This is a genomic window from Pseudomonas sp. G3-39 (genome assembly GCF_054790485.1).
On the sequence record NZ_CP186497.1, the window covers coordinates 1,066,558 to 1,085,792 of the forward strand.

Here is a 19,235-nt window from a genome sequence, read left to right on the forward strand (position 1 = left end):
GCCCGACTCCAAGCCTGAAGTAACCTGTGCGCCAAATTCCCAGGTCGCCGCCATGATTTTCCTCATCGCCTACATCAGCAGCGTCGTGCTGATCAACTTCGCTTTCTCCACCGCGCCACACCTGGACATCATCTGGTCGGCCTGGGGCGGGTTGGTATTCGTGTTGCGCGACATGGTGCAAACCCGTTTCGGTCACGGTGCGCTCGTGGCGATGCTGGCGGCGCTGGTACTGTCTTACGTCACTTCCGATCCATCCATCGCGTTGGCCAGCGCCACGGCGTTCGCGGTGTCGGAAATCATCGACTGGCTGGTGTTCAGCGTCACCAAACGGCCTTTGCGCGATCGCCTGTGGATCAGCTCGGCGCTGAGCATTCCCCTCGATACTTTCATCTTTTTCGGCATGATCGACCTGATGACGCCACCGGTGATCATCACCGCACTGGTCTCGAAGTTTGCTGGCGTCACTGCCGTCTGGCTGATCATGGCCTGGCGCGAGCGTAAACAGGCTGTCGCCAGCTGAGCCAAACCCTGCGGTTCATGTAAAATGCCGCGCTTTCTCCCCATGGAAAGCGCGTCTGGCGTTGCTTTCCTCGATGATCCGCTTCTTTGAGGACCTGAGATGACCCGTATCGGAACTCCATTGTCGCCGACCGCGACCCGCGTATTGCTGTGTGGCTGTGGTGAGTTGGGCAAGGAAGTGGTGATCGAGCTGCAACGCCTGGGCGTTGAAGTGATTGCCGTCGACCGTTACGCCAACGCGCCGGCCATGCAGGTGGCGCACCGCAGCCACGTGATCAACATGCTCGACGGCGCCGCGCTGCGTGCAGTCATCGAAGCCGAGAAACCGCACTTCATCGTGCCGGAAATCGAAGCCATCGCCACCGCCACGCTGGTCGAGCTGGAAGCCGAAGGCTTCACCGTGATCCCGACCGCCCGCGCCGCGCAGTTGACCATGAACCGCGAAGGCATCCGCCGTCTGGCCGCTGAAGAGCTGGACCTGCCAACCTCGCCGTACCATTTTGCCGACACCTTCGAGGACTACAGCAAAGCCGTTCAGGACCTGGGTTTCCCGTGCGTGGTCAAGCCAGTCATGAGCTCGTCGGGCAAAGGCCAGAGCCTGCTGCGCAGCGCCGATGACGTGCAGAAAGCCTGGGATTACGCGCAAGAGGGCGGTCGCGCCGGCAAAGGTCGGGTGATCATCGAAGGCTTCATCGATTTCGACTACGAAATCACCCTGCTGACCGTGCGCCACATCGGCGGCACCACGTTCTGCGCACCGGTCGGTCACCGTCAGGAGAAGGGCGACTATCAGGAATCCTGGCAGCCGCAGGCCATGAGTCCGATTGCTCTGGCCGAGTCCGAGCGCGTGGCCAAAGCCGTGACCGAGGCACTGGGTGGTCGTGGTCTGTTCGGCGTGGAATTGTTCATCAAAGGCGATCAGGTGTGGTTCAGCGAAGTTTCGCCGCGCCCGCACGACACCGGTCTGGTGACCCTGATTTCCCAGGACCTGTCGCAGTTTGCCCTGCACGCCCGCGCCATTCTCGGTCTGCCGGTGCCGCTGATCCGTCAGTTCGGTCCGTCGGCTTCGGCAGTGATTCTGGTGGAAGGGCAGTCGACCCAGACTGCGTTCGCCAACCTGGGCGCTGCGCTGAGCGAGCCGGATACGGCGTTACGTCTGTTCGGCAAGCCTGAAGTCAATGGTCAGCGCCGGATGGGCGTGGCGTTGGCGCGGGATGAGTCGATTGAGGCAGCGCGTGCCAAGGCGACCCGGGCTGCTCAGGCTGTTGTTGTAGAGCTGTAAACCCAGGCGCGGCATTCGCGAGCAAGCTCGCTCCCACAGGTTCGGCGGTGTTCACAAATTTTGTGTACTGCACGGACACTGTGGGAGCGAGCCCGCTCGCGAAGCTTTTGATCTTCCGTCAGGCAACCTGATTCAGATCGTTATTGCGCGTTTCCTTCAGGCACAGCACAGCAATCAGGCTGAGTACCGCTGCCGCCGACACATACCCGCCGACATAACTCAAACCACCCATCGCCACCAGTTTCTGCGCGAAGAACGGAGCCGCCGAGGCGCCGACGATCCCGCCGAGGTTGTAAGCGGCCGATGCGCCGGTATAGCGCACGTGGGTCGGAAACAGTTCCGGCAGCAGCGCGCCCATCGGGGCAAACGTCACGCCCATCAGGAACAGCTCGATGCACAGGAACAGCGCCACGCCCCAGGTCGAGCCCTGCGTCAGCAATGGCTCCATCAGGAATCCGGACAGAATCGCCAGCACACCACCGACGATCAGCACCGGTTTGCGCCCGTAGCGGTCGCTGGCCCAGGCGGACAACGGCGTTGCGGCGGCCATGAACAGCACGGCAAAACACAGCAGCCCAAGAAACGTTTCACGGCTATAGCCGAGGGTGGATACGCCGTAGCTCAGGGAAAACACCGTCGAGATGTAAAACAGCGCATAGCACACCACCATCGCCGCCGCGCCGAGCAGAGTGGGCGCCCAGTACTGGGTGAAAAGCTCGACCAGCGGCACCTTCACTCGCTCCTGACGGGCGATGGCGTTGGCGAATACCGGGGTTTCGTGCAGTTTCAAGCGCACATACAGGCCGACCATCACCAGTGCCGCGCTGAGCAGAAACGGAATCCGCCAGCCCCAACTGCGAAACTGCTCGTCATCGAGTGTCATGGCCAGGGTCAGAAACAGGCCGTTGGCTGCAAGAAAGCCGATCGACGGACCAAGCTGCGGGAACATGCCGAACCACGCCCGTTTGCCCTTGGGCGCATTCTCCGTGGCCAGCAACGCCGCGCCACCCCATTCGCCACCCAAGCCCAAACCCTGACCGAAACGCAGCACACACAACAGAATCGGTGCCCAGGCGCCAATGCTGGCGTAACCCGGCAGCACGCCGATCAGCGTGGTGCACACGCCCATCAGCAAGAGCGAGGCGACCAGTGTCGACTTGCGCCCGATGCGGTCACCGAAATGGCCGAACAGCGCCGAACCCAGCGGGCGGGCGAGGAAGGCGATACCGAAGGTGAGAAACGCCGAGAGCATCTGCGCGGTACCGGACGTCTGTGGAAAGAATACCGGCCCGATCACCAGTGCAGCGGCCGTGGCGTAGACATAGAAGTCGTAAAACTCGATGGCGGTGCCGATGAAACTTGCCGTCGCCACGCGGGTGGCGGAGTTGGTCGGCTGGGCAGGCGCGGTGGCGCTGTAAGCGGTACTGGTCGTCATGCGGTGATCCCTGACAGTCATGGCTCCGTTGGAGCGAATTATTATGGTTGAACACCCAGGGATGTGGGATGAGACGCGAGCGCTGTTTCGAGTAGGAACAGTCGTCGGGGTAGTGCGGAAAATTACCGAAACCGCTTGGGTGCGGGGTAAGCACAGGGCTCGGCAGCGCTTGGGTAAGCGGCTCGATTATAGGAAGGGGGCTAACAAATGAACAAGAGCAAAGATCGCAGCCTTCGGCAGCTCCTACAGAGGAACGCATTCCAAAATGCAGGAGCTGCCGAAGGCTGCGATTTTTTGATCTTTTATCTGGCCGGCACCAAAGCAGGCACAGCGCTCGTATGCCAGATCAGCACCTTGCTCACCCGGTTGTCCTCGGTCTCGAGAATCTCCAGCCGATAACGCCCGATCTTCAGACACACCGCGCTGTCCGGAATGGTCTCCAGCGCTTCGGTCACCAGACCGTTGAGGGTTTTTGGCCCGTCGCTCGGCAAATGCCAGCCGAGGCATTTGTTCAACTCGCGGATCGACGCGGTACCATCGATCACCATGCGCCCGTCGGGCTGCGGATGGATGTGCGGGTTGTCGAGGCTGTGCTCGCTTTCGAATTCGCCGACGATTTCTTCGAGAATGTCTTCCAGAGTGACGATGCCCAGCACTTCGCCGTACTCGTCCACCACCATGCCCAAGCGGCGCTGCTGCTTGTGGAAATTCAGCAGTTGCAGTTGCAGCGGCGTGCTTTCCGGAACGAAGTACGGTTCGTAGCTGGCGGCCAGCAGCGCTTCGCGGGTCAGCTGGCCATCGTTGAGCAGATGGCGGATCTGCCGGGTGTTGAGCACCGCTTCGACCTGATTGATGTCGCTGTGGAACACCGGCAGGCGCGTGCGTTTGTTGTGGCGCAGTTGTTCGATGATCTCTTCGATCGAGTCGTCGAGGTTGATGCCGTCGACATCGCTGCGTGGCACCAGAATGTCGTTGACCGTGATGTTGTCCAGCGCATGGATGCCTGAGACCGGGTGGGTGCGAGACGGGTGTTCCGGATCGTTATCAGGGTCGGCAGGTTCTTCGTCTTCGCTTTGCTGCACCACTTGGGGTTTGCGCGCGAAGGGGCGCAGCAGCAAACCGCTGATGCGGCTCAGCAGCCAGGCCAGCGGATAAATAATCTTCAGCGGAACCGCCAGCAGGGTATTACCGAACGACAGCACCGCATCCGGGTAGCGCTGGGCCACGGTGCGCGGAAAGTAATCGGCAAACACCAGCAATACGGCGCCGGCGACGAGGCAGGCGGCCCACGGGCCGTTCTCCTCGCAAAGGAAGATCGCCAGCAACGTGGCAATGATTACCGCGAGGGCGCGGCACAGGGTGTTGCACAGGATCAGACTTTCGAGCGGGAAGCTCAGCTTCGCCAGCGGTTTATCGCTGGCGCGCGAGGCGGTGCGTTGCGCGAGCAAGTGCTGCTGCGCGATTTCGACGGCGGTAAACAGCCCCGACCATAAAATCAGCAGGACAAATACCGCAAGCATCGGCCCTATGGGCAAACCGTCCATTTATGCCGCCCGTCAGATGTGCAGGATGTATTCACGAACCAGTTTGCTGCCGAAATACGCCAACATCAGCAGGCAGAAACCGGCGAGGGTCCAGCGAATCGCCTTGTGGCCGCGCCAGCCGAGGCGATTGCGGCCCCACAGCAGCACGCTGAACACGATCCAGGCCAGGCACGCCAGCAGGGTCTTGTGCACCAGATGCTGGGCGAACAGGTTCTCGACGAACAGCCAGCCGGAGATCAGCGACAGCGACAGCAGCGTCCAGCCGGCCCAGAGGAAACCGAACAGCAGGCTTTCCATGGTTTGCAGTGGCGGGAAATTCTTGATCAGGCCCGACGGGTGCTTGTGCTTGAGCTGGTGATCCTGCACCAGCAGCAGCAAGGCCTGGAACACCGCGATGGTGAACATGCCGTAGGCGAGGATCGACAGCAGGATGTGGGCGAGGATGCCCGGTTCTTCGTCGATGATTTGTACCGTGCCGGCCGGGGCGAACTGCGCCAGCAACACCGTCGCCGCGCCGAGCGGGAACAGCAGCACCAGCAGGTTTTCAACCGGGATCCGCGAGCAGGCCAGTAGCGTCAGGGCGATGACAGCCGCGGCGATCAGGCTGGCGGCGCTGAAGAAGTCCAGGCCCAGGCCGATCGGCGTCAGCAGGTGAGTGAGCAGGCTGGCGCTGTGGGCGAGCACGGCGAGGATGCCGAGCGTAACCAGCAGGCGCTTGTTCGCCTTGGCGCCGGAGGCCAGGCGGGTGCCCTGATAAAGGGTCGCAGCGGCATAAAGAAGCGCGGCGGCGATGGTAGTCAGCAAACTGGGTGACAAGGGGAGCATAAATCCTGTTAGGCAGGCCCGAAAGGCGCTGAGTTTGGCATAGAACCGCCACACCACGAAAGTGCGAGGTGTCCGCCCGACGCAGTCTTCGCTATAATCCGCGACCTGCCCACGCCGCAGGCTCGCCGAGCACATGTTGAATCCGGTCTGGGCCGCCATTATCCCGGTCTACACAGGGCCTGAAAGGATCGCGCAATGTTTGAAAACTTAACCGACCGTCTCTCGCAGACGCTGCGCCATGTCACCGGCAAGGCGAAGCTGACTGAAGACAATATCAAAGACACCCTGCGCGAAGTGCGCATGGCGTTGCTCGAAGCCGACGTCGCCCTGCCGGTGGTCAAGGACTTCGTCAATTCGGTCAAGGAGCGCGCTGTCGGCACCGAGGTGTCGCGCAGCCTGACGCCGGGCCAGGCCTTCGTGAAGATCGTCCAGGCCGAACTCGAAAGCCTGATGGGCGCGGCCAACGAAGACTTGAACCTGAGCGCCGTGCCGCCCGCCGTCATTCTGATGGCCGGTCTGCAGGGTGCCGGTAAAACCACCACCGCCGGCAAACTCGCGCGCTTCCTTAAAGAACGCAAGAAGAAGTCGGTGATGGTGGTGTCGGCGGACATCTACCGTCCGGCTGCGATCAAACAGCTGGAAACCCTGGCCAACGACATCGGCGTGACGTTCTTCCCGTCCGATCTGAGCCAGAAGCCGGTCGACATCGCCAACGCGGCTATTAAAGAAGCAAAACTGAAATTCATCGACGTGGTCATCGTCGACACCGCCGGTCGTCTGCACATCGATGAAGAGATGATGGGCGAGATCAAGGCGCTGCACGCCGCGATCAACCCGGTGGAAACCCTGTTCGTGGTTGACGCCATGACCGGTCAGGACGCCGCCAACACGGCCAAGGCCTTCGGTGATGCGCTGCCGCTGACCGGTGTGATCCTGACCAAGGTCGACGGCGATGCCCGTGGCGGTGCCGCACTGTCGGTGCGCGCGATCACCGGCAAGCCGATCAAGTTCATCGGTATGGGCGAGAAGAGCGAAGCGCTCGATCCGTTCCATCCTGAGCGTATCGCTTCGCGGATCCTCGGCATGGGCGACGTGCTCAGCCTGATCGAACAGGCTGAAGCGACCCTCGACAAGGACAAGGCCGACAAACTGGCCAAGAAGCTGAAGAAGGGCAAGGGCTTCGACCTCGAAGACTTCCGCGATCAGTTGCAACAGATGAAGAACATGGGCGGCCTCGGCGGCCTCATGGACAAGCTGCCGAGCATCGGCGGCGTCAACCTGTCGCAAATGGGCAATGCCCAGAACGCGGCAGAGAAGCAGTTCAAGCAGATGGAAGCCATCATCAACTCCATGACCCCGGCCGAGCGCCGCGACCCTGAGCTGATCAGCGGTTCGCGCAAGCGCCGGATCGCCATGGGTTCCGGCACTCAGGTGCAGGACATCGGTCGCTTGATCAAGCAGCACAAGCAGATGCAGAAGATGATGAAGAAATTCACCGCCAAAGGCGGAATGGCGAAAATGATGCGCGGCATGGGCGGTATGTTGCCCGGCGGCGGCATGCCGAAAATGTGATTCAGGACACCAAGACTTCGCCGGTCGTCGCACCGGCGCAGACCCTGCAAGGACGCAGGATCAACAGCAAACCCGCACTCGGCGGGAGCTGACTGGCCGTTTTCATCGACGGCTCTATATGCAAATCCGCACGGCATGCCATAGGCGCCGGAAAAAGTCATTTGCAAAAGTCCGGATATTCCTTAGAATATGCGGCCTTTCGGGCACCCATGCCCGCTGTGCATTTAGATTTGCAGCACCGACTACAGGAACGATGTTCACATGCTAACAATCCGTCTTGCCCTTGGCGGCTCCAAAAAGCGCCCGTTTTACCACCTGACCGTAACCGACTCGCGTAACCCGCGTGACGGCTCCCACAAAGAACAGGTTGGCTTCTTCAACCCTGTTGCCCGTGGTCAGGAAATCCGTCTGTCCGTGAACCAAGAGCGCGTAGCCTACTGGCTGAGCGTTGGTGCACAGCCATCTGAGCGTGTTGCTCAGTTGCTGAAGGAATCTGCCAAGGCTGCAGCCTGAGCAGTATGAGCGCGACGCCAGAAAAAGCTGATGACCTGATCGTTGTCGGCAAGATTTTTTCGGTTCACGGCGTTCGCGGCGAGGTGAAGGTCTTTTCCTTTACCGATCCGATTGAAAACCTGTTGGACTACCGCAACTGGACGCTTCGGCGTGAAGGCGTGGTGAAACAGGTCGAGCTGGTCAGCGGCCGATCCACTCAAAAGGATCTGGTTGCCAAGCTCAAAGGCCTCGACGATCGCGATGAAGCCCGTCTTCTGAGCGGTTACGAGATTTGCATCTCACGAAGCCTTTTGCCCAACCTGACAGGCGACGAGTACTACTGGTACCAGTTGCAGGGTCTGAGCGTCATCAACCAGGACGAGCAATTGTTCGGCAAGGTTGATCACCTGTTGGAGACCGGCGCGAACGATGTATTGGTGGTCAAGCCCTGCGCGGGCAGCCTGGATGATCGCGAGCGGTTGTTGCCCTATACAGAGCAATGCGTGCTGGCAATCGACCTGGAAGCAGGCGTGATGCGGGTGGAATGGGACGCGGACTTCTAAGCAATGGCCAGCCTGCGCGTAGACGTCATTACGCTGTTCCCCGAGATGTTCTCGGCCATCAGTGAGTACGGCATTACCAGTCGTGCGGTCAAACAGGGGCTCTTGCAGCTGACCTGTTGGAATCCGCGGGATTACACGACGGATCGGCATCACACTGTGGACGATCGCCCGTTTGGCGGTGGTCCGGGCATGGTGATGAAGATCAAGCCCCTGGAAGATGCTCTGGTTCAGGCCAAGGCAGCAGCCGGGGAGGCGGCGAAGGTGATTTACCTGTCCCCCCAAGGCCGTCAACTGACTCAGTCGGCGGTACGCGAGTTGGCAAAATCGGATGCATTGATCCTGATTGCCGGCCGCTATGAAGGCATTGACGAGCGCTTTATTGAGGCTCATGTCGATGAAGAGTGGTCGATTGGTGACTATGTACTGTCTGGCGGCGAGCTGCCGGCCATGGTCATGATCGATGCGGTTACACGACTGCTGCCCGGAGCTTTAGGGCATGCGGATTCCGCTGAGGAAGATTCCTTTACGGATGGTCTGCTGGATTGCCCGCACTACACCCGACCTGAGGTGTACGCGGATCAGCGTGTTCCCGACGTGTTGCTAAGTGGCAATCACGCGCATATCCGGCGTTGGCGTTTACAGCAGTCCCTTGGTAGGACCTATGAACGACGCGCCGATCTTCTGGAAAGCCGCTCGCTTTCTGGAGAAGAGAAGAAGCTGCTCGAGGAATACATCCGCGAGCGGGACGATAGTTAACAACGTATCGATGGTAGATCAGTTGATTTACCTTAGGAGCACAGCATGACCAACAAAATCATCCTTGCACTCGAAGCAGAGCAGATGACCAAAGAAATCCCTACCTTTGCCCCAGGCGACACCATTGTCGTTCAGGTGAAAGTGAAGGAAGGCGATCGTTCCCGTCTGCAAGCGTTCGAAGGCGTTGTCATCGCCAAGCGTAACCGCGGCGTGAACAGTGCGTTCACCGTTCGTAAAATCTCCAACGGTGTTGGCGTAGAACGTACTTTCCAGACCTACTCCCCGCAGATCGACAGCATGGCTGTTAAACGTCGCGGTGACGTACGTAAAGCCAAGCTGTACTACCTGCGCGACCTGTCGGGTAAAGCAGCTCGCATCAAGGAAAAACTGGCTTAAGTCCAGCTTCCGATGCAGAAAAAAGCAGCCTACGGGCTGCTTTTTTGTTGCCTGTAATTTATCCACAGCATTTTTGTTTCAGGCCAGAACCATGACCACCCGCGACCAGGAAATCCAGCGCCGTACCGAACTCTCGGTAACCCGCGTGACCAAAGCCGTCTTCCCGCCGACCACCAACCACCACAACACCCTGTTCGGCGGCACCGCGCTGGCATGGATGGACGAAGTGTCGTTCATCACCGCCACGCGCTTCTGCCGCCTGCCGCTGGTGACTGTTTCAACCGACCGCATCGACTTCAACCACGCGATCCCGGCCGGCTCCATCGTCGAACTGGTCGGTAAAGTGATCAAGGTCGGCAATACCAGCCTCAAGGTCGAGGTGGAAGTGTTTGTCGAGAGCATGAGTTGCGATGGCCGCGAGAAGGCGATTCATGGGCAGTTCAGCTTTGTCGCTATTGATGATGACAAGCGGCCGGTGCCGGTGCTGCCTGGGTTTGCAGCCTGATCTGAAACCGAGTCGCGCCATTCGCGAGCAGGCTCGCTCCCACAGGCTTTGTGTCGGACACAATTTCCGATCACTGTGGGAGCGAGCCTGCTCGCGAAGGCGTCAGCTCAGGCACCGCTGCTTTCAGGCTGAATCAACGCCAACAACGTCCACCCGGATCCCGGTTTCAAAACGGTCTCCGGCGTCACCACATGCACCCAGCCGCTGTCATCGCGCATGAACAGCAGCGTCGCCCGATTGCCATGCAATGCCTGGTAATCCTCCCAACCGAACCCGTCCGTCAGCGTCGTGCTGTAGACCTCGGCGCCGTTGCTGATCAGGCTGGCCAGCTTGGCGTAGGTCAGCGCCTCGCTCCCCAGCTGATTGCCGCGATGTTCCAGGCTTGCCCGATGCTTGTCACTGCGACGACTTTCCTGACCACTGGCCAGACCAAACAGGCGTTGATGACCAAAGTCGTGTCGAAAACGCATCGCCGCCAGGGTGTTCAGTTCGCCCGACGGCGATAGCGCCAGCAGATGCCCCAGCCCCACCAGATCAAGATGCGCATCGGCATGCTGTGAAGCCGGGTTGCCAAAGTACGTCGGCAAACCCTCCATGCGCGCCGCACGAATGTTTTCCCAACTCGAATCGGTCAGTAGCACCCGGCTGCCCAGCTGCTGCAGCGACTTGCCCAGCAGGCGCGCCGGGCCGTTGGCGCCGACGATCAGGAAGCCGCTCGGCGCCGGTTCAGCGACGTTCAGCAAGCGTGCCAGTGGCCGAGCGGTTGCACTTTGCAGCACCACGGTGCCGATGATCACCGCGAAAGTCAGCGGCACCAGCAGCAGCGCACCTTCGTGCCCGGCTTGATCCAGACGAATCGCGAAAATCGCCGACACCGCCGCCGCCACGATCCCGCGCGGGGCGATCCAGCACAGCAGGGCGCGTTCACGCCAGCTCAGGCTAGAGCCGGCAGTGCTCAACAGCACGTTCAGCGGGCGCGCGATCAGTTGAATCACCAGCAGCAGAATCAGCACCAGCGGCCCGAGGCCGATCAGGGCATGCAGGTCCAGCCGCGCCGCCAGCAGAATGAACAACCCGGAAATCAGCAGCACGCTGAGGTTTTCCTTGAAGTGCAGGATGTGCCGCACATCCACGCCCTTCATGTTCGCCAGCCACATGCCCATCAGCGTCACCGCCAGCAGGCCGGACTCGTGCATCACCTGATTGGATGCAATGAAGATCCCCAACACCGCCGCCAGCGAGGCGAGGTTATGCAGGTACTCGGGCAACCACTGGCGCCGGATGATGGTGCCCAGCACCCAGCCGCCGACCACCCCGAATACGCTGCCGCAGACAATCACCCCGCCGAAGGTCAACAGGCTCTGTTCGAGGCCGTTGCCCTCGGAGCGGGCGATGATGAAGCTGTAGACCACCACCGCGAGCAGGGCGCCGATCGGGTCGATGACGATGCCTTCCCAGCGCAGGATGTTGGCGATCGAGGCTTTCGGCCGCACCACCCGCAGCATCGGCACGATCACCGTCGGGCCGGTCACCAGCGTCAGGCTGCCGAACAGGATCGCCAGCAGCCAGTCGAAGCCGAGCAAGAAGTGCGTCGCGACGGCGATGACCACCCAGGTGACGAGCGCACCGAGAGTCACCAGCCGATGCACGACACTGCCGATCTCGCGCCATTCCGACAGGTGCAGGGTCAGACTGCCCTCAAACAGGATCAACGCTACCGCCAGCGACACCAGCGGCATCAGCAGCGGGCCGAACATTTCCTGCGGGTCGAGCCAGCCCAGCACCGGCCCGGCGAGAATCCCGGTCAGCAACAGAAACAGAATCGCCGGCAGCTTCAGGCGCCATGCCAGCCACTGGCAACCCAGCGCAGCGGCGCCGATCCCGCCAAATGCCAAGAGAATTTGCTGCTCGTTCATTGATGCTCCCTGTTCCTTGAATTAGCGGGCTATGAAAGACTAGCGGCCATTCCTACAGTTCACTCTACATTTGCGCACAGCCTCGGAGGTTGTGTGTCTTGAGCGCCCATGCCTGCCATCGACCATCCGCTGATTGACCAATTCCTCGACGCCCTGTGGCTGGAAAAAGGCCTGTCCGACAACACCCGCGGCGCTTACCGCAGCGATCTGGCGCTGTTCAATGGCTGGCTGCAGGAGAAAAACCTCGAGCTGATCAATGCCGGTCGCGAGTTGATCCTCGATCACCTGTCCTGGCGTCTGGAGCAGAACTACAAACCGCGTTCCACCGCCAGATTTCTTTCCGGTGTGCGTGGCTTTTATCGCTATCTGCTGCGGGAAAAGCTGATTACGGTCGATCCGACCTTGCGCGTCGACATGCCGCAACTCGGTCGGCCTTTGCCCAAGTCGCTGTCGGAAGCCGACGTCGAGGCGCTGCTCAAGGCGCCGGATCTGAGCGAAGCCATCGGCCAGCGTGACCGCGCCATGCTTGAGGTGTTGTATGCCTGTGGTCTGCGGGTGACCGAACTGGTCAGTCTGACGCTGGAGCAGGTCAACCTGCGTCAGGGCGTGTTGCGGGTGATGGGCAAGGGCAGCAAGGAGCGGCTGGTGCCGATGGGCGAAGAGGCGATTGTCTGGGTCGAGCGCTATATGCGTGATGGCCGTAGCGAGCTGCTCGGCGGGCGCCCCAGCGATGTGCTGTTCCCCAGCCAGCGCGGCGAGCAGATGACCCGCCAGACCTTCTGGCACCGGATCAAGCATTGGGCCAAGGTCGCCGGGATCGGCAAATCGCTGTCGCCGCACACTTTGCGTCATGCATTCGCCACGCACCTGCTTAACCACGGCGCCGACCTGCGGGTGGTGCAGATGCTGCTCGGCCACAGTGATTTGTCGACCACGCAGATCTACACCCATGTGGCGCGTGCCCGCCTGCAGGACCTCCATGCCAAACATCACCCTAGAGGCTAATGAAAAACATGTGGGAGCGGGCTTGCTCGCGAAGAGGCCGTCACAGACGAGATATTTGTCGCCTGCCAGGACGCCTTCGCGAGCAAGCCCGCTCCCACAGGGTTTGCGTCGCCCACAATCTCTGGCGACAGGCGCATTCGGCCATGCGAGCCTTATGTGGTAGGCTTTGCCGGTTTGCACGATGGACGGTTATGACCCGGTGTTCCGGCACGGGCGTTCTGACCGTTTCATTTGTCCGCCTTCAGGAGTTCTCATGCGTCTGACCCAGATTTTCGCCGCCGCAGCCATTGCGTTGGTCAGCACCTTTGCCGTCGCCGATGACGCGGCCGACAAAGCCATTCGTCAAAGCCTGGAAAAACTCGAACTCGAGGTTCCGGTAGAAAGCATCAGCGCCAGCCCGTTGCCGGGCATGTATGAAGTCAAGCTCAAGGGCAGCCGCGTGCTGTACGCCAGCGCCGACGGCCAGTACATCGTTCAGGGCTACCTGTTCCAGCTCAAGGACGGCAAACCGGTCAACCTGACCGAGAAGACCGAACGCCTGGGCATCTCCAAACTGATCAATGCCATTCCAGTGGCCGAAACCGTGGTGTATCCGGCGGTGGGCGAAACCAAATCGCACATCACCGTGTTCACCGACACCACCTGCCCGTACTGCCACAAGCTGCACGCCGAAGTGCCTGAGCTGAACAAGCGCGGCATCGAAGTGCGTTACGTGGCGTTCCCGCGTCAGGGCCTCGGCTCGCCGGGTGACGAGCAACTGCAAGCCGTGTGGTGCTCGACCGACAAGAAAGCCGCCATGGACAAAATGGTCGATGGCAAGGAAATCAAGGCCGCCAAGTGCGCGAACCCGGTTTCCAAACAGTTCGCTTTGGGTCAGTCGATCGGCGTGAACGGCACACCGGCCATCGTTTTGGCTGACGGACAAGTCATTCCGGGCTACCAGCCGGCGCCACAAGTCGCCAAACTGGCGCTGGACGCCAAGTAATTCGCATCGTCACGGTCAGCCTTTGACGATCATGGTCCGGCGGTAACTTCGCCGGGCCATTAATAGAGAGCCGCGAACACGCGGTTGTTTTCCGGCCGACCTTGCGTCGGCCGTTTCATGGGGAGTTCACAGTGAATCCGGTCAAAGTAGGCATCTGTGGGTTAGGGACCGTCGGTGGCGGTACCTTCAACGTACTTCAGCGCAACGCCGAGGAAATTGCTCGTCGTGCCGGGCGTGGGATCGAAGTGGCACAAATTGCCATGCGCACGCCAAAGCCTCAGTTCCAGACGACCGGTATTGCGATTACCAACGATGTCTTCGAAGTGGCCACGAACCCTGAGATCGACATCGTCATAGAGCTGATGGGCGGCTACACCGTTGCCCGCGAGCTGGTACTCAAGGCCATCGAGAATGGCAAGCATGTGGTCACCGCGAACAAGGCACTGATTGCCGTTCACGGTAATGAGATTTTCGCCAAGGCACGCGAGAAAGGCGTGATCGTGGCATTCGAAGCGGCCGTGGCCGGTGGCATTCCGGTGATCAAGGCGATCCGTGAAGGCCTGTCCGCCAACCGCATCAACTGGGTCGCCGGGATCATCAACGGCACCGGTAACTTCATCCTCACCGAAATGCGCGAGAAGGGTCGCACCTTCGAAGACGTGCTGGCCGAAGCGCAAGCGCTGGGCTACGCCGAAGCCGATCCGACCTTCGACGTCGAAGGCATCGACGCCGCGCACAAACTGACGATTCTGGCCTCCATCGCGTTCGGCATTCCGCTGCAATTCGACAAGGCCTACACCGAAGGCATCACCAAGCTGACCACCGCCGACGTGAATTACGCCGAAGCGCTGGGCTACCGCATCAAGCACCTCGGTGTAGCCCGCAGCACCGCTGCCGGTATCGAGCTGCGCGTACACCCGACGCTGATCCCGGCCGATCGCCTGATCGCCAACGTCAACGGCGTGATGAACGCCGTGATGGTCAACGGTGACGCCGCCGGTTCGACGCTGTTCTACGGCGCCGGTGCCGGCATGGAGCCGACCGCGTCGTCGGTGATCGCCGACCTGGTGGACGTGGTTCGCGCCATGACGTCCGATCCGGAAAACCGCGTGCCGCACCTGGCCTTCCAGCCGGACTCGCTGTCGGCGCACCCGATCCTGCCGATCGAAGCCTGCGAAAGCGCCTACTACCTGCGCATCCAGGCCAAGGACCATCCGGGCGTACTGGCTCAGGTGGCGAGCATCCTCTCGGAGCGCGGCATCAACATCGAGTCGATCATGCAGAAGGAAGTCGAGGAACACGACGGTCTGGTACCGATGATCCTGCTGACCCACCGCGTGGTCGAGCAGCGTATCAACGATGCGATCGCTGCCCTCGAAGCCCTGGCCGGCGTGAATGGTCCGGTTGTACGGATCCGCGTCGAGCACCTGAACTAAGTCGTTGTCCTGCAATGGCCCCGTGAAAGGGGCCACTGTTGTGCACACTCTCCATTGGAGTCAGTCATGCGTTACATCAGTACCCGCGGCCAGGCACCGGCCCTGAATTTCGAAGACGTCCTGCTGGCCGGTCTGGCCACTGACGGCGGTCTGTACGTCCCGGAAAACCTGCCACGTTTCACCCAGGAAGAAATCGCTTCCTGGGCCGGCCTGCCGTATCACGAGCTGGCTTTCCGGGTCATGCGCCCGTTTGTCACCGGCAGCATCCCGGACGCCGATTTCAAAAAGATCCTCGAAGAAACCTACGGTGTGTTCTCGCACAGCGCTGTTGCGCCGCTGCGTCAGCTCAACGGCAACGAATGGGTGCTCGAGCTGTTCCACGGCCCGACCCTGGCGTTCAAGGACTTCGCCTTGCAACTGCTCGGTCGTCTGCTCGATTACGTGCTGGAAAAGCGCGGCGAGCGCGTGGTCATCGTCGGTGCCACCTCGGGTGACACCGGTTCGGCCGCCATCGAAGGCTGCAAGCACTGCGAAAACGTCGACATCTTCATCCTGCACCCGCACAACCGTGTGTCCGAAGTGCAGCGTCGGCAGATGACGACGATTGTCGGCGAGAACATCCACAACATCGCCATCGAAGGCAACTTCGATGACTGCCAGGAAATGGTCAAGAACAGCTTCGCCGACCAGAGCTTCCTCAAGGGCACGCGTCTGGTGGCGGTGAACTCGATCAACTGGGCGCGGATCATGGCCCAGATCGTCTACTACTTCCACGCAGCCCTGCAGCTGGGCGGCCCGGCGCGTTCGGTGGCGTTCTCGGTACCGACCGGCAACTTCGGCGACATCTTCGCCGGTTACCTGGCGCGCAACATGGGCCTGCCGATCAACCAGTTGATCGTCGCGACCAACCGCAACGACATCCTGCACCGCTTCATGAGCGGCAACCAGTACGTCAAGGAAACCCTGCACGCCACGCTGTCGCCGTCGATGGACATCATGGTTTCGTCGAACTTCGAACGCCTGCTGTTCGACCTGCACGGTCGCAACGGCGCGGCGATTGCCGGGCTGATGGATTCGTTCAAGCAGGGCGGTGGTTTCAGCGTCGAGCAAGAGCGCTGGACCGAAGCCCGCAAGCTGTTCGACTCGCTGGCCGTGGATGACGCGCAAACCTGCGAAACCATCGCCGAAGTCTACGCGCAGTGCGGCGAAGTGCTGGATCCGCACACCGCCATCGGCGTCAAGGCCGCGCGCGAATGCCGCCGCAGTCTGGACATCCCGATGGTGATCCTGGGTACCGCACATCCGGTGAAATTCCCGGATGCCGTGGAGAAAGCGGGTGTAGGAAAAGCTCTCGAACTGCCTGCACATCTTTCTGATTTGTTTGAGCGAAACGAGCGCTGCACCGTTCTGCCAAACGAGCTGAAAGCCGTACAGGCCTTTGTCAGCCAGCATGGCAACCGTGGCAAGCCGCTGTAAGCCGAAAAAGCTGTCACATTTTGAAGCCCGTCTCCTGACGGGCTTTTTTGTTTCTGCTGCCACACTGCTCGGGTTTTCGCCCATGAAGGACGGGTGAGTCGATCACGAAGGAAGTGGCAATGCTGTTTGAAAGAGGATGGAAACACGCCCTGAAGCGGGTTTTTCTGCTGTGCCTGTTGGTTGGCTGGCGCGTGGGCGTTGCGGCGCATCTGGCGCATGATGAAGAGCAGTTAAACATCGGCACCGTTGTGCTGAATGAAGCAGAGCGGCAATGGGTTCGCGATAACCCGACGGTGATCGTGGCGGCGGAGCAGTACCCGTTGTACCTGTTTCTGGATGAGCATGGTCATTGGAGCGGCTTGAACAACGACGTGCTCAAACGCATCAGTGCCATGACCGGGTTGCAATTCGTTTACCGGGAGTCGTTTTCCACCGCGCAGATGCTCGAGCGCCTGGAAACCGGTGCCGCAGACATGAGCACGACTCTGGCGATGAATGATGAGCGCCGTTTGAGTCTGGATTTCAGTCATGCCTTTGGCGGTGCCGGTTGGGTATTTGTCGGCCGCGCCGGCGAGCCTGGAGTGCAATCGCTGGAGCAGTTGGCCAAACGGGTGCTGGTGTTGCCGGGTCGGCATGCGCTGGAGGGGGTGATCCGACGCGATTATCCGTCCATCGAATTACGTTCGGTGAAAACCTATGCCGAGGCACGGGCGCTGGTCGAAAGCGGTGAGGCCTATGCCACCATCGAAAACGAAATCGGTGCGCAGCTCTATCCCTCAGGCTTGCTGAAGGTTGGCGAATTGCTGGAGGGAAAATGGGAGGCGGATCTTCTGGCCGTGCGCAAGGGTCAGCCGCAATTGCTGAGCATCCTGAACAAGGCGCTTGAAGCGTTCCCGGCTTCCGAACTGCGGGCCATTCGCCTGAACTGGCTGGGCGGTATCGGGCCGAAACCAGCTGCTGCGGGCTGGCAGAATTGGTCGCGTTTGGGCTACTGGGGTGTGTTTGTGGTGGGGGCTTTTTGTGGGTTGTCGCTGTTATGGCATCGGCGAATGGCGGCGCTGATCAAACAGCATCGAGACGTGCAAAGCCAACTCGGTGATCAATTGGTCTTCCAGCGCGCGCTGATAGACGCCATGCCTGACCCGGTGTTCGTTCGCGACCTGGAAGGGCGTCTGATCCTCTGTAACAAAAGCTACGAAGAGGCGTTGTCGATCCGCTTTGAGCAGGTGCAGGGGTGTCGCTTGATCGACGTCGATGCCCTGCCGCGTGCCACCGCCGGCATGCTGCATGAGGAGTTCATGATTCAGCTGAGAACCCGCCGAACCCGCTTCAGCAGACGTCGCCTGCAATTCAAGCAGGGTAATCGCGACATCTATCAATGGACGGTACCGTTTTACTGTGCCAGTGGGGAGTTGCGAGGTCTGCTCGGCGGGTGGACGGATATCACCCGGCGTGATACGGCAACGACGGGACATCCGCATTGATATAGGGAAATTTCCTATATCACGCGTTTCCTTTTCCGATGGGGGACTGAAGGAGGCTGCCCTAAAGTGGGCAGCAACTGCGGACGAGTCCGCGATTGCCGTTTCAGAGGTCGTCCATGCGCTCGCTCAAAGTACTGATTCTCGAACCCGATCCTTATCGAATGATGGCGTTGCACCAGATGCTCAATGCGGTCGGTATCTACGACGTGCTGACAGCGCCGTCGCTGGCGTCCGCAAAGTGCTCGCTGGAGCGCCGCACCCGGGTCGACATAGCGATTTGCGATCCGCAACTGCGCGGCGGAGAGGGCCTGGCGCTGATCCGTCATCTGGTGGCCGGGCGGGAAGCGCGGGCGCTTATCCTGCTGGGGCGTGTGGCTCCCGGCCTGCTGAGTGATCTCGAAAGCCTGCTGCACCAGCAGGAGCTGAAACTCCTGGGGCGTTTGCAAACGCCGGTCTCGGCGGTGCTGATGCGCGGGCTGCTGGACAGCTACCTGCAAGCGGCAGCCCATCCGGCGGGGGCTTGAGCCGATGGTTATGTTTCTGTCATCTTCACCGTGCATGCTCTGACAGACCGCTAACTGCTCCGGGAGCAGCGCGGTATTCAGAACTTTCTTCTCGGGCCGGTGGTCATTTATTGTGAACACGCCCCAGGCACAATGTTTTCGGACTATTGAGTGGAGATCGAGATGGAAAGTATCAGTCTATTGCTCGGTGAGGCTCTGAGCCCGTATCAGGTGACGTTGACTCCGTGTGGCGCCCATGGCGAATGCCTGGTGACGCTGAAGAACAGCAACGGCGCCCTCGTAGTGGAGCGCGAATTCAATCAGGCGCAGTTGAGCGACAAACGCCTGCTGACAGATGTGGTTGACGGTTTGCACCGTGACGTCCTGATCGCCGAAGGGCGGCTGGAGCCCTGTGTGATTGCGGCCTTGCGCAATGCGGCGCTGGATAAGCGTGCGGCCCTGTAAAGATGAAATATTTTTTGTGGGAACCTTCCTGCATCCCCGTCAGTCAGACCCCATAACAGCAGGATCAAGCATTGTG

19 protein-coding genes are annotated in these 19,235 nt (G+C 60.5%); 15 read left to right on the forward strand and 4 right to left on the reverse strand.

The window, feature by feature from the left end; genetic code table 11:
* The first annotated feature begins 52 nt into the window (after nucleotides 1-52).
* Both ACOYXG_RS04710 and purT read left to right on the forward strand, forming a co-directional pair.
* On the forward strand, nucleotides 53-520 hold the full coding sequence (locus ACOYXG_RS04710; protein WP_007967799.1) for a VUT family protein: 468 nt from the start codon (nucleotides 53-55) through the stop codon (nucleotides 518-520).
* 99 nt (nucleotides 521-619) lie between these two features.
* Nucleotides 620-1,801, forward strand: coding sequence for a formate-dependent phosphoribosylglycinamide formyltransferase (gene purT / locus ACOYXG_RS04715; protein ID WP_003221968.1), 1,182 nt, complete (start codon nucleotides 620-622; stop codon nucleotides 1,799-1,801).
* A 118-nt stretch (nucleotides 1,802-1,919) separates the two neighbouring features.
* On the opposite strand, the gene ACOYXG_RS04720 is transcribed toward purT, so the two are convergent.
* The 3 genes from ACOYXG_RS04720 to ACOYXG_RS04730 form a co-directional block, all read right to left on the reverse strand.
* Nucleotides 1,920-3,236: an MFS transporter gene (locus tag ACOYXG_RS04720; protein WP_333988386.1), complete on the reverse strand. Its 1,317-nt coding sequence runs from the start codon at nucleotides 3,234-3,236 to the stop codon at nucleotides 1,920-1,922.
* Between the two features lie 302 nt (nucleotides 3,237-3,538).
* Nucleotides 3,539-4,780, reverse strand: coding sequence for a transporter associated domain-containing protein (locus tag ACOYXG_RS04725; RefSeq protein WP_460356190.1), 1,242 nt, complete (start codon nucleotides 4,778-4,780; stop codon nucleotides 3,539-3,541).
* Between the two features lie 12 nt (nucleotides 4,781-4,792).
* Nucleotides 4,793-5,605 carry a cytochrome C assembly family protein gene (locus tag ACOYXG_RS04730; RefSeq protein ID WP_027610969.1) on the reverse strand — a complete coding sequence of 271 codons (813 nt, stop codon included), beginning with the start codon at nucleotides 5,603-5,605 and terminating at the stop codon, nucleotides 4,793-4,795.
* A gap of 195 nt (nucleotides 5,606-5,800) precedes the next feature.
* On the opposite strand from ACOYXG_RS04730, the gene ffh reads away from it, so the two are divergent.
* The 6 genes from ffh to ACOYXG_RS04760 all read left to right on the forward strand — a co-directional run bounded on the left by ffh (nucleotide 5,801) and on the right by ACOYXG_RS04760 (nucleotide 9,889).
* A complete protein-coding gene (gene ffh, locus ACOYXG_RS04735; RefSeq protein ID WP_007967791.1) occupies nucleotides 5,801-7,177 on the forward strand; it encodes a signal recognition particle protein in 1,377 nt (458 codons plus the stop codon).
* A gap of 261 nt (nucleotides 7,178-7,438) precedes the next feature.
* Complete coding sequence (gene rpsP, locus ACOYXG_RS04740) at nucleotides 7,439-7,690, forward strand: 30S ribosomal protein S16 (RefSeq protein WP_003185073.1); 252 nt, start codon at nucleotides 7,439-7,441, stop codon at nucleotides 7,688-7,690.
* Nucleotides 7,691-7,695: 5 nt separating this feature from the next.
* Nucleotides 7,696-8,232 carry a ribosome maturation factor RimM gene (gene rimM / locus ACOYXG_RS04745; protein ID WP_047601381.1) on the forward strand — a complete coding sequence of 179 codons (537 nt, stop codon included), beginning with the start codon at nucleotides 7,696-7,698 and terminating at the stop codon, nucleotides 8,230-8,232.
* 3 nt (nucleotides 8,233-8,235) lie between these two features.
* Nucleotides 8,236-8,988 carry a tRNA (guanosine(37)-N1)-methyltransferase TrmD gene (trmD, locus tag ACOYXG_RS04750; RefSeq protein WP_003221981.1) on the forward strand — a complete coding sequence of 251 codons (753 nt, stop codon included), beginning with the start codon at nucleotides 8,236-8,238 and terminating at the stop codon, nucleotides 8,986-8,988.
* Nucleotides 8,989-9,033: 45 nt separating this feature from the next.
* The gene (gene rplS / locus ACOYXG_RS04755; protein ID WP_003175895.1) at nucleotides 9,034-9,384 is read left to right on the forward strand and encodes a 50S ribosomal protein L19; all 351 of its coding nucleotides are present in this window, start codon (nucleotides 9,034-9,036) and stop codon (nucleotides 9,382-9,384) included.
* 91 nt (nucleotides 9,385-9,475) lie between these two features.
* Nucleotides 9,476-9,889 (forward strand): acyl-CoA thioesterase, encoded by a 414-nt coding sequence (locus ACOYXG_RS04760; RefSeq protein ID WP_007908981.1) that lies wholly within the window; start codon nucleotides 9,476-9,478, stop codon nucleotides 9,887-9,889.
* Nucleotides 9,890-9,996: 107 nt separating this feature from the next.
* On the opposite strand, the gene ACOYXG_RS04765 is transcribed toward ACOYXG_RS04760, so the two are convergent.
* Complete coding sequence (locus ACOYXG_RS04765; protein ID WP_346650998.1) at nucleotides 9,997-11,805, reverse strand: cation:proton antiporter; 1,809 nt, start codon at nucleotides 11,803-11,805, stop codon at nucleotides 9,997-9,999.
* A gap of 108 nt (nucleotides 11,806-11,913) precedes the next feature.
* On the opposite strand from ACOYXG_RS04765, the gene xerD reads away from it, so the two are divergent.
* The 7 genes from xerD (at nucleotide 11,914) to ACOYXG_RS04800 (ending at nucleotide 19,159) form a co-directional block, all read left to right on the forward strand.
* Nucleotides 11,914-12,810, forward strand: a complete 897-nt coding sequence (gene xerD / locus ACOYXG_RS04770) for a site-specific tyrosine recombinase XerD (RefSeq protein WP_007967784.1) — start codon at nucleotides 11,914-11,916, stop codon at nucleotides 12,808-12,810.
* 253 nt (nucleotides 12,811-13,063) lie between these two features.
* Complete coding sequence (gene dsbC / locus ACOYXG_RS04775) at nucleotides 13,064-13,795, forward strand: bifunctional protein-disulfide isomerase/oxidoreductase DsbC (protein ID WP_115988140.1); 732 nt, start codon at nucleotides 13,064-13,066, stop codon at nucleotides 13,793-13,795.
* 131 nt (nucleotides 13,796-13,926) lie between these two features.
* Nucleotides 13,927-15,231, forward strand: coding sequence for a homoserine dehydrogenase (locus ACOYXG_RS04780; RefSeq protein WP_007908972.1), 1,305 nt, complete (start codon nucleotides 13,927-13,929; stop codon nucleotides 15,229-15,231).
* Nucleotides 15,232-15,297: 66 nt separating this feature from the next.
* A complete protein-coding gene (gene thrC, locus ACOYXG_RS04785) occupies nucleotides 15,298-16,707 on the forward strand; it encodes a threonine synthase (protein WP_027610971.1) in 1,410 nt (469 codons plus the stop codon).
* A 119-nt stretch (nucleotides 16,708-16,826) separates the two neighbouring features.
* The gene (locus ACOYXG_RS04790; protein ID WP_460356200.1) at nucleotides 16,827-18,191 is read left to right on the forward strand and encodes a transporter substrate-binding domain-containing protein; all 1,365 of its coding nucleotides are present in this window, start codon (nucleotides 16,827-16,829) and stop codon (nucleotides 18,189-18,191) included.
* 116 nt (nucleotides 18,192-18,307) lie between these two features.
* Nucleotides 18,308-18,715 carry a response regulator gene (locus ACOYXG_RS04795; protein ID WP_027610973.1) on the forward strand — a complete coding sequence of 136 codons (408 nt, stop codon included), beginning with the start codon at nucleotides 18,308-18,310 and terminating at the stop codon, nucleotides 18,713-18,715.
* 162 nt (nucleotides 18,716-18,877) lie between these two features.
* On the forward strand, nucleotides 18,878-19,159 hold the full coding sequence (locus tag ACOYXG_RS04800) for a DUF3509 domain-containing protein (protein WP_027610974.1): 282 nt from the start codon (nucleotides 18,878-18,880) through the stop codon (nucleotides 19,157-19,159).
* The last annotated feature ends 76 nt before the right edge of the window (nucleotides 19,160-19,235 follow it).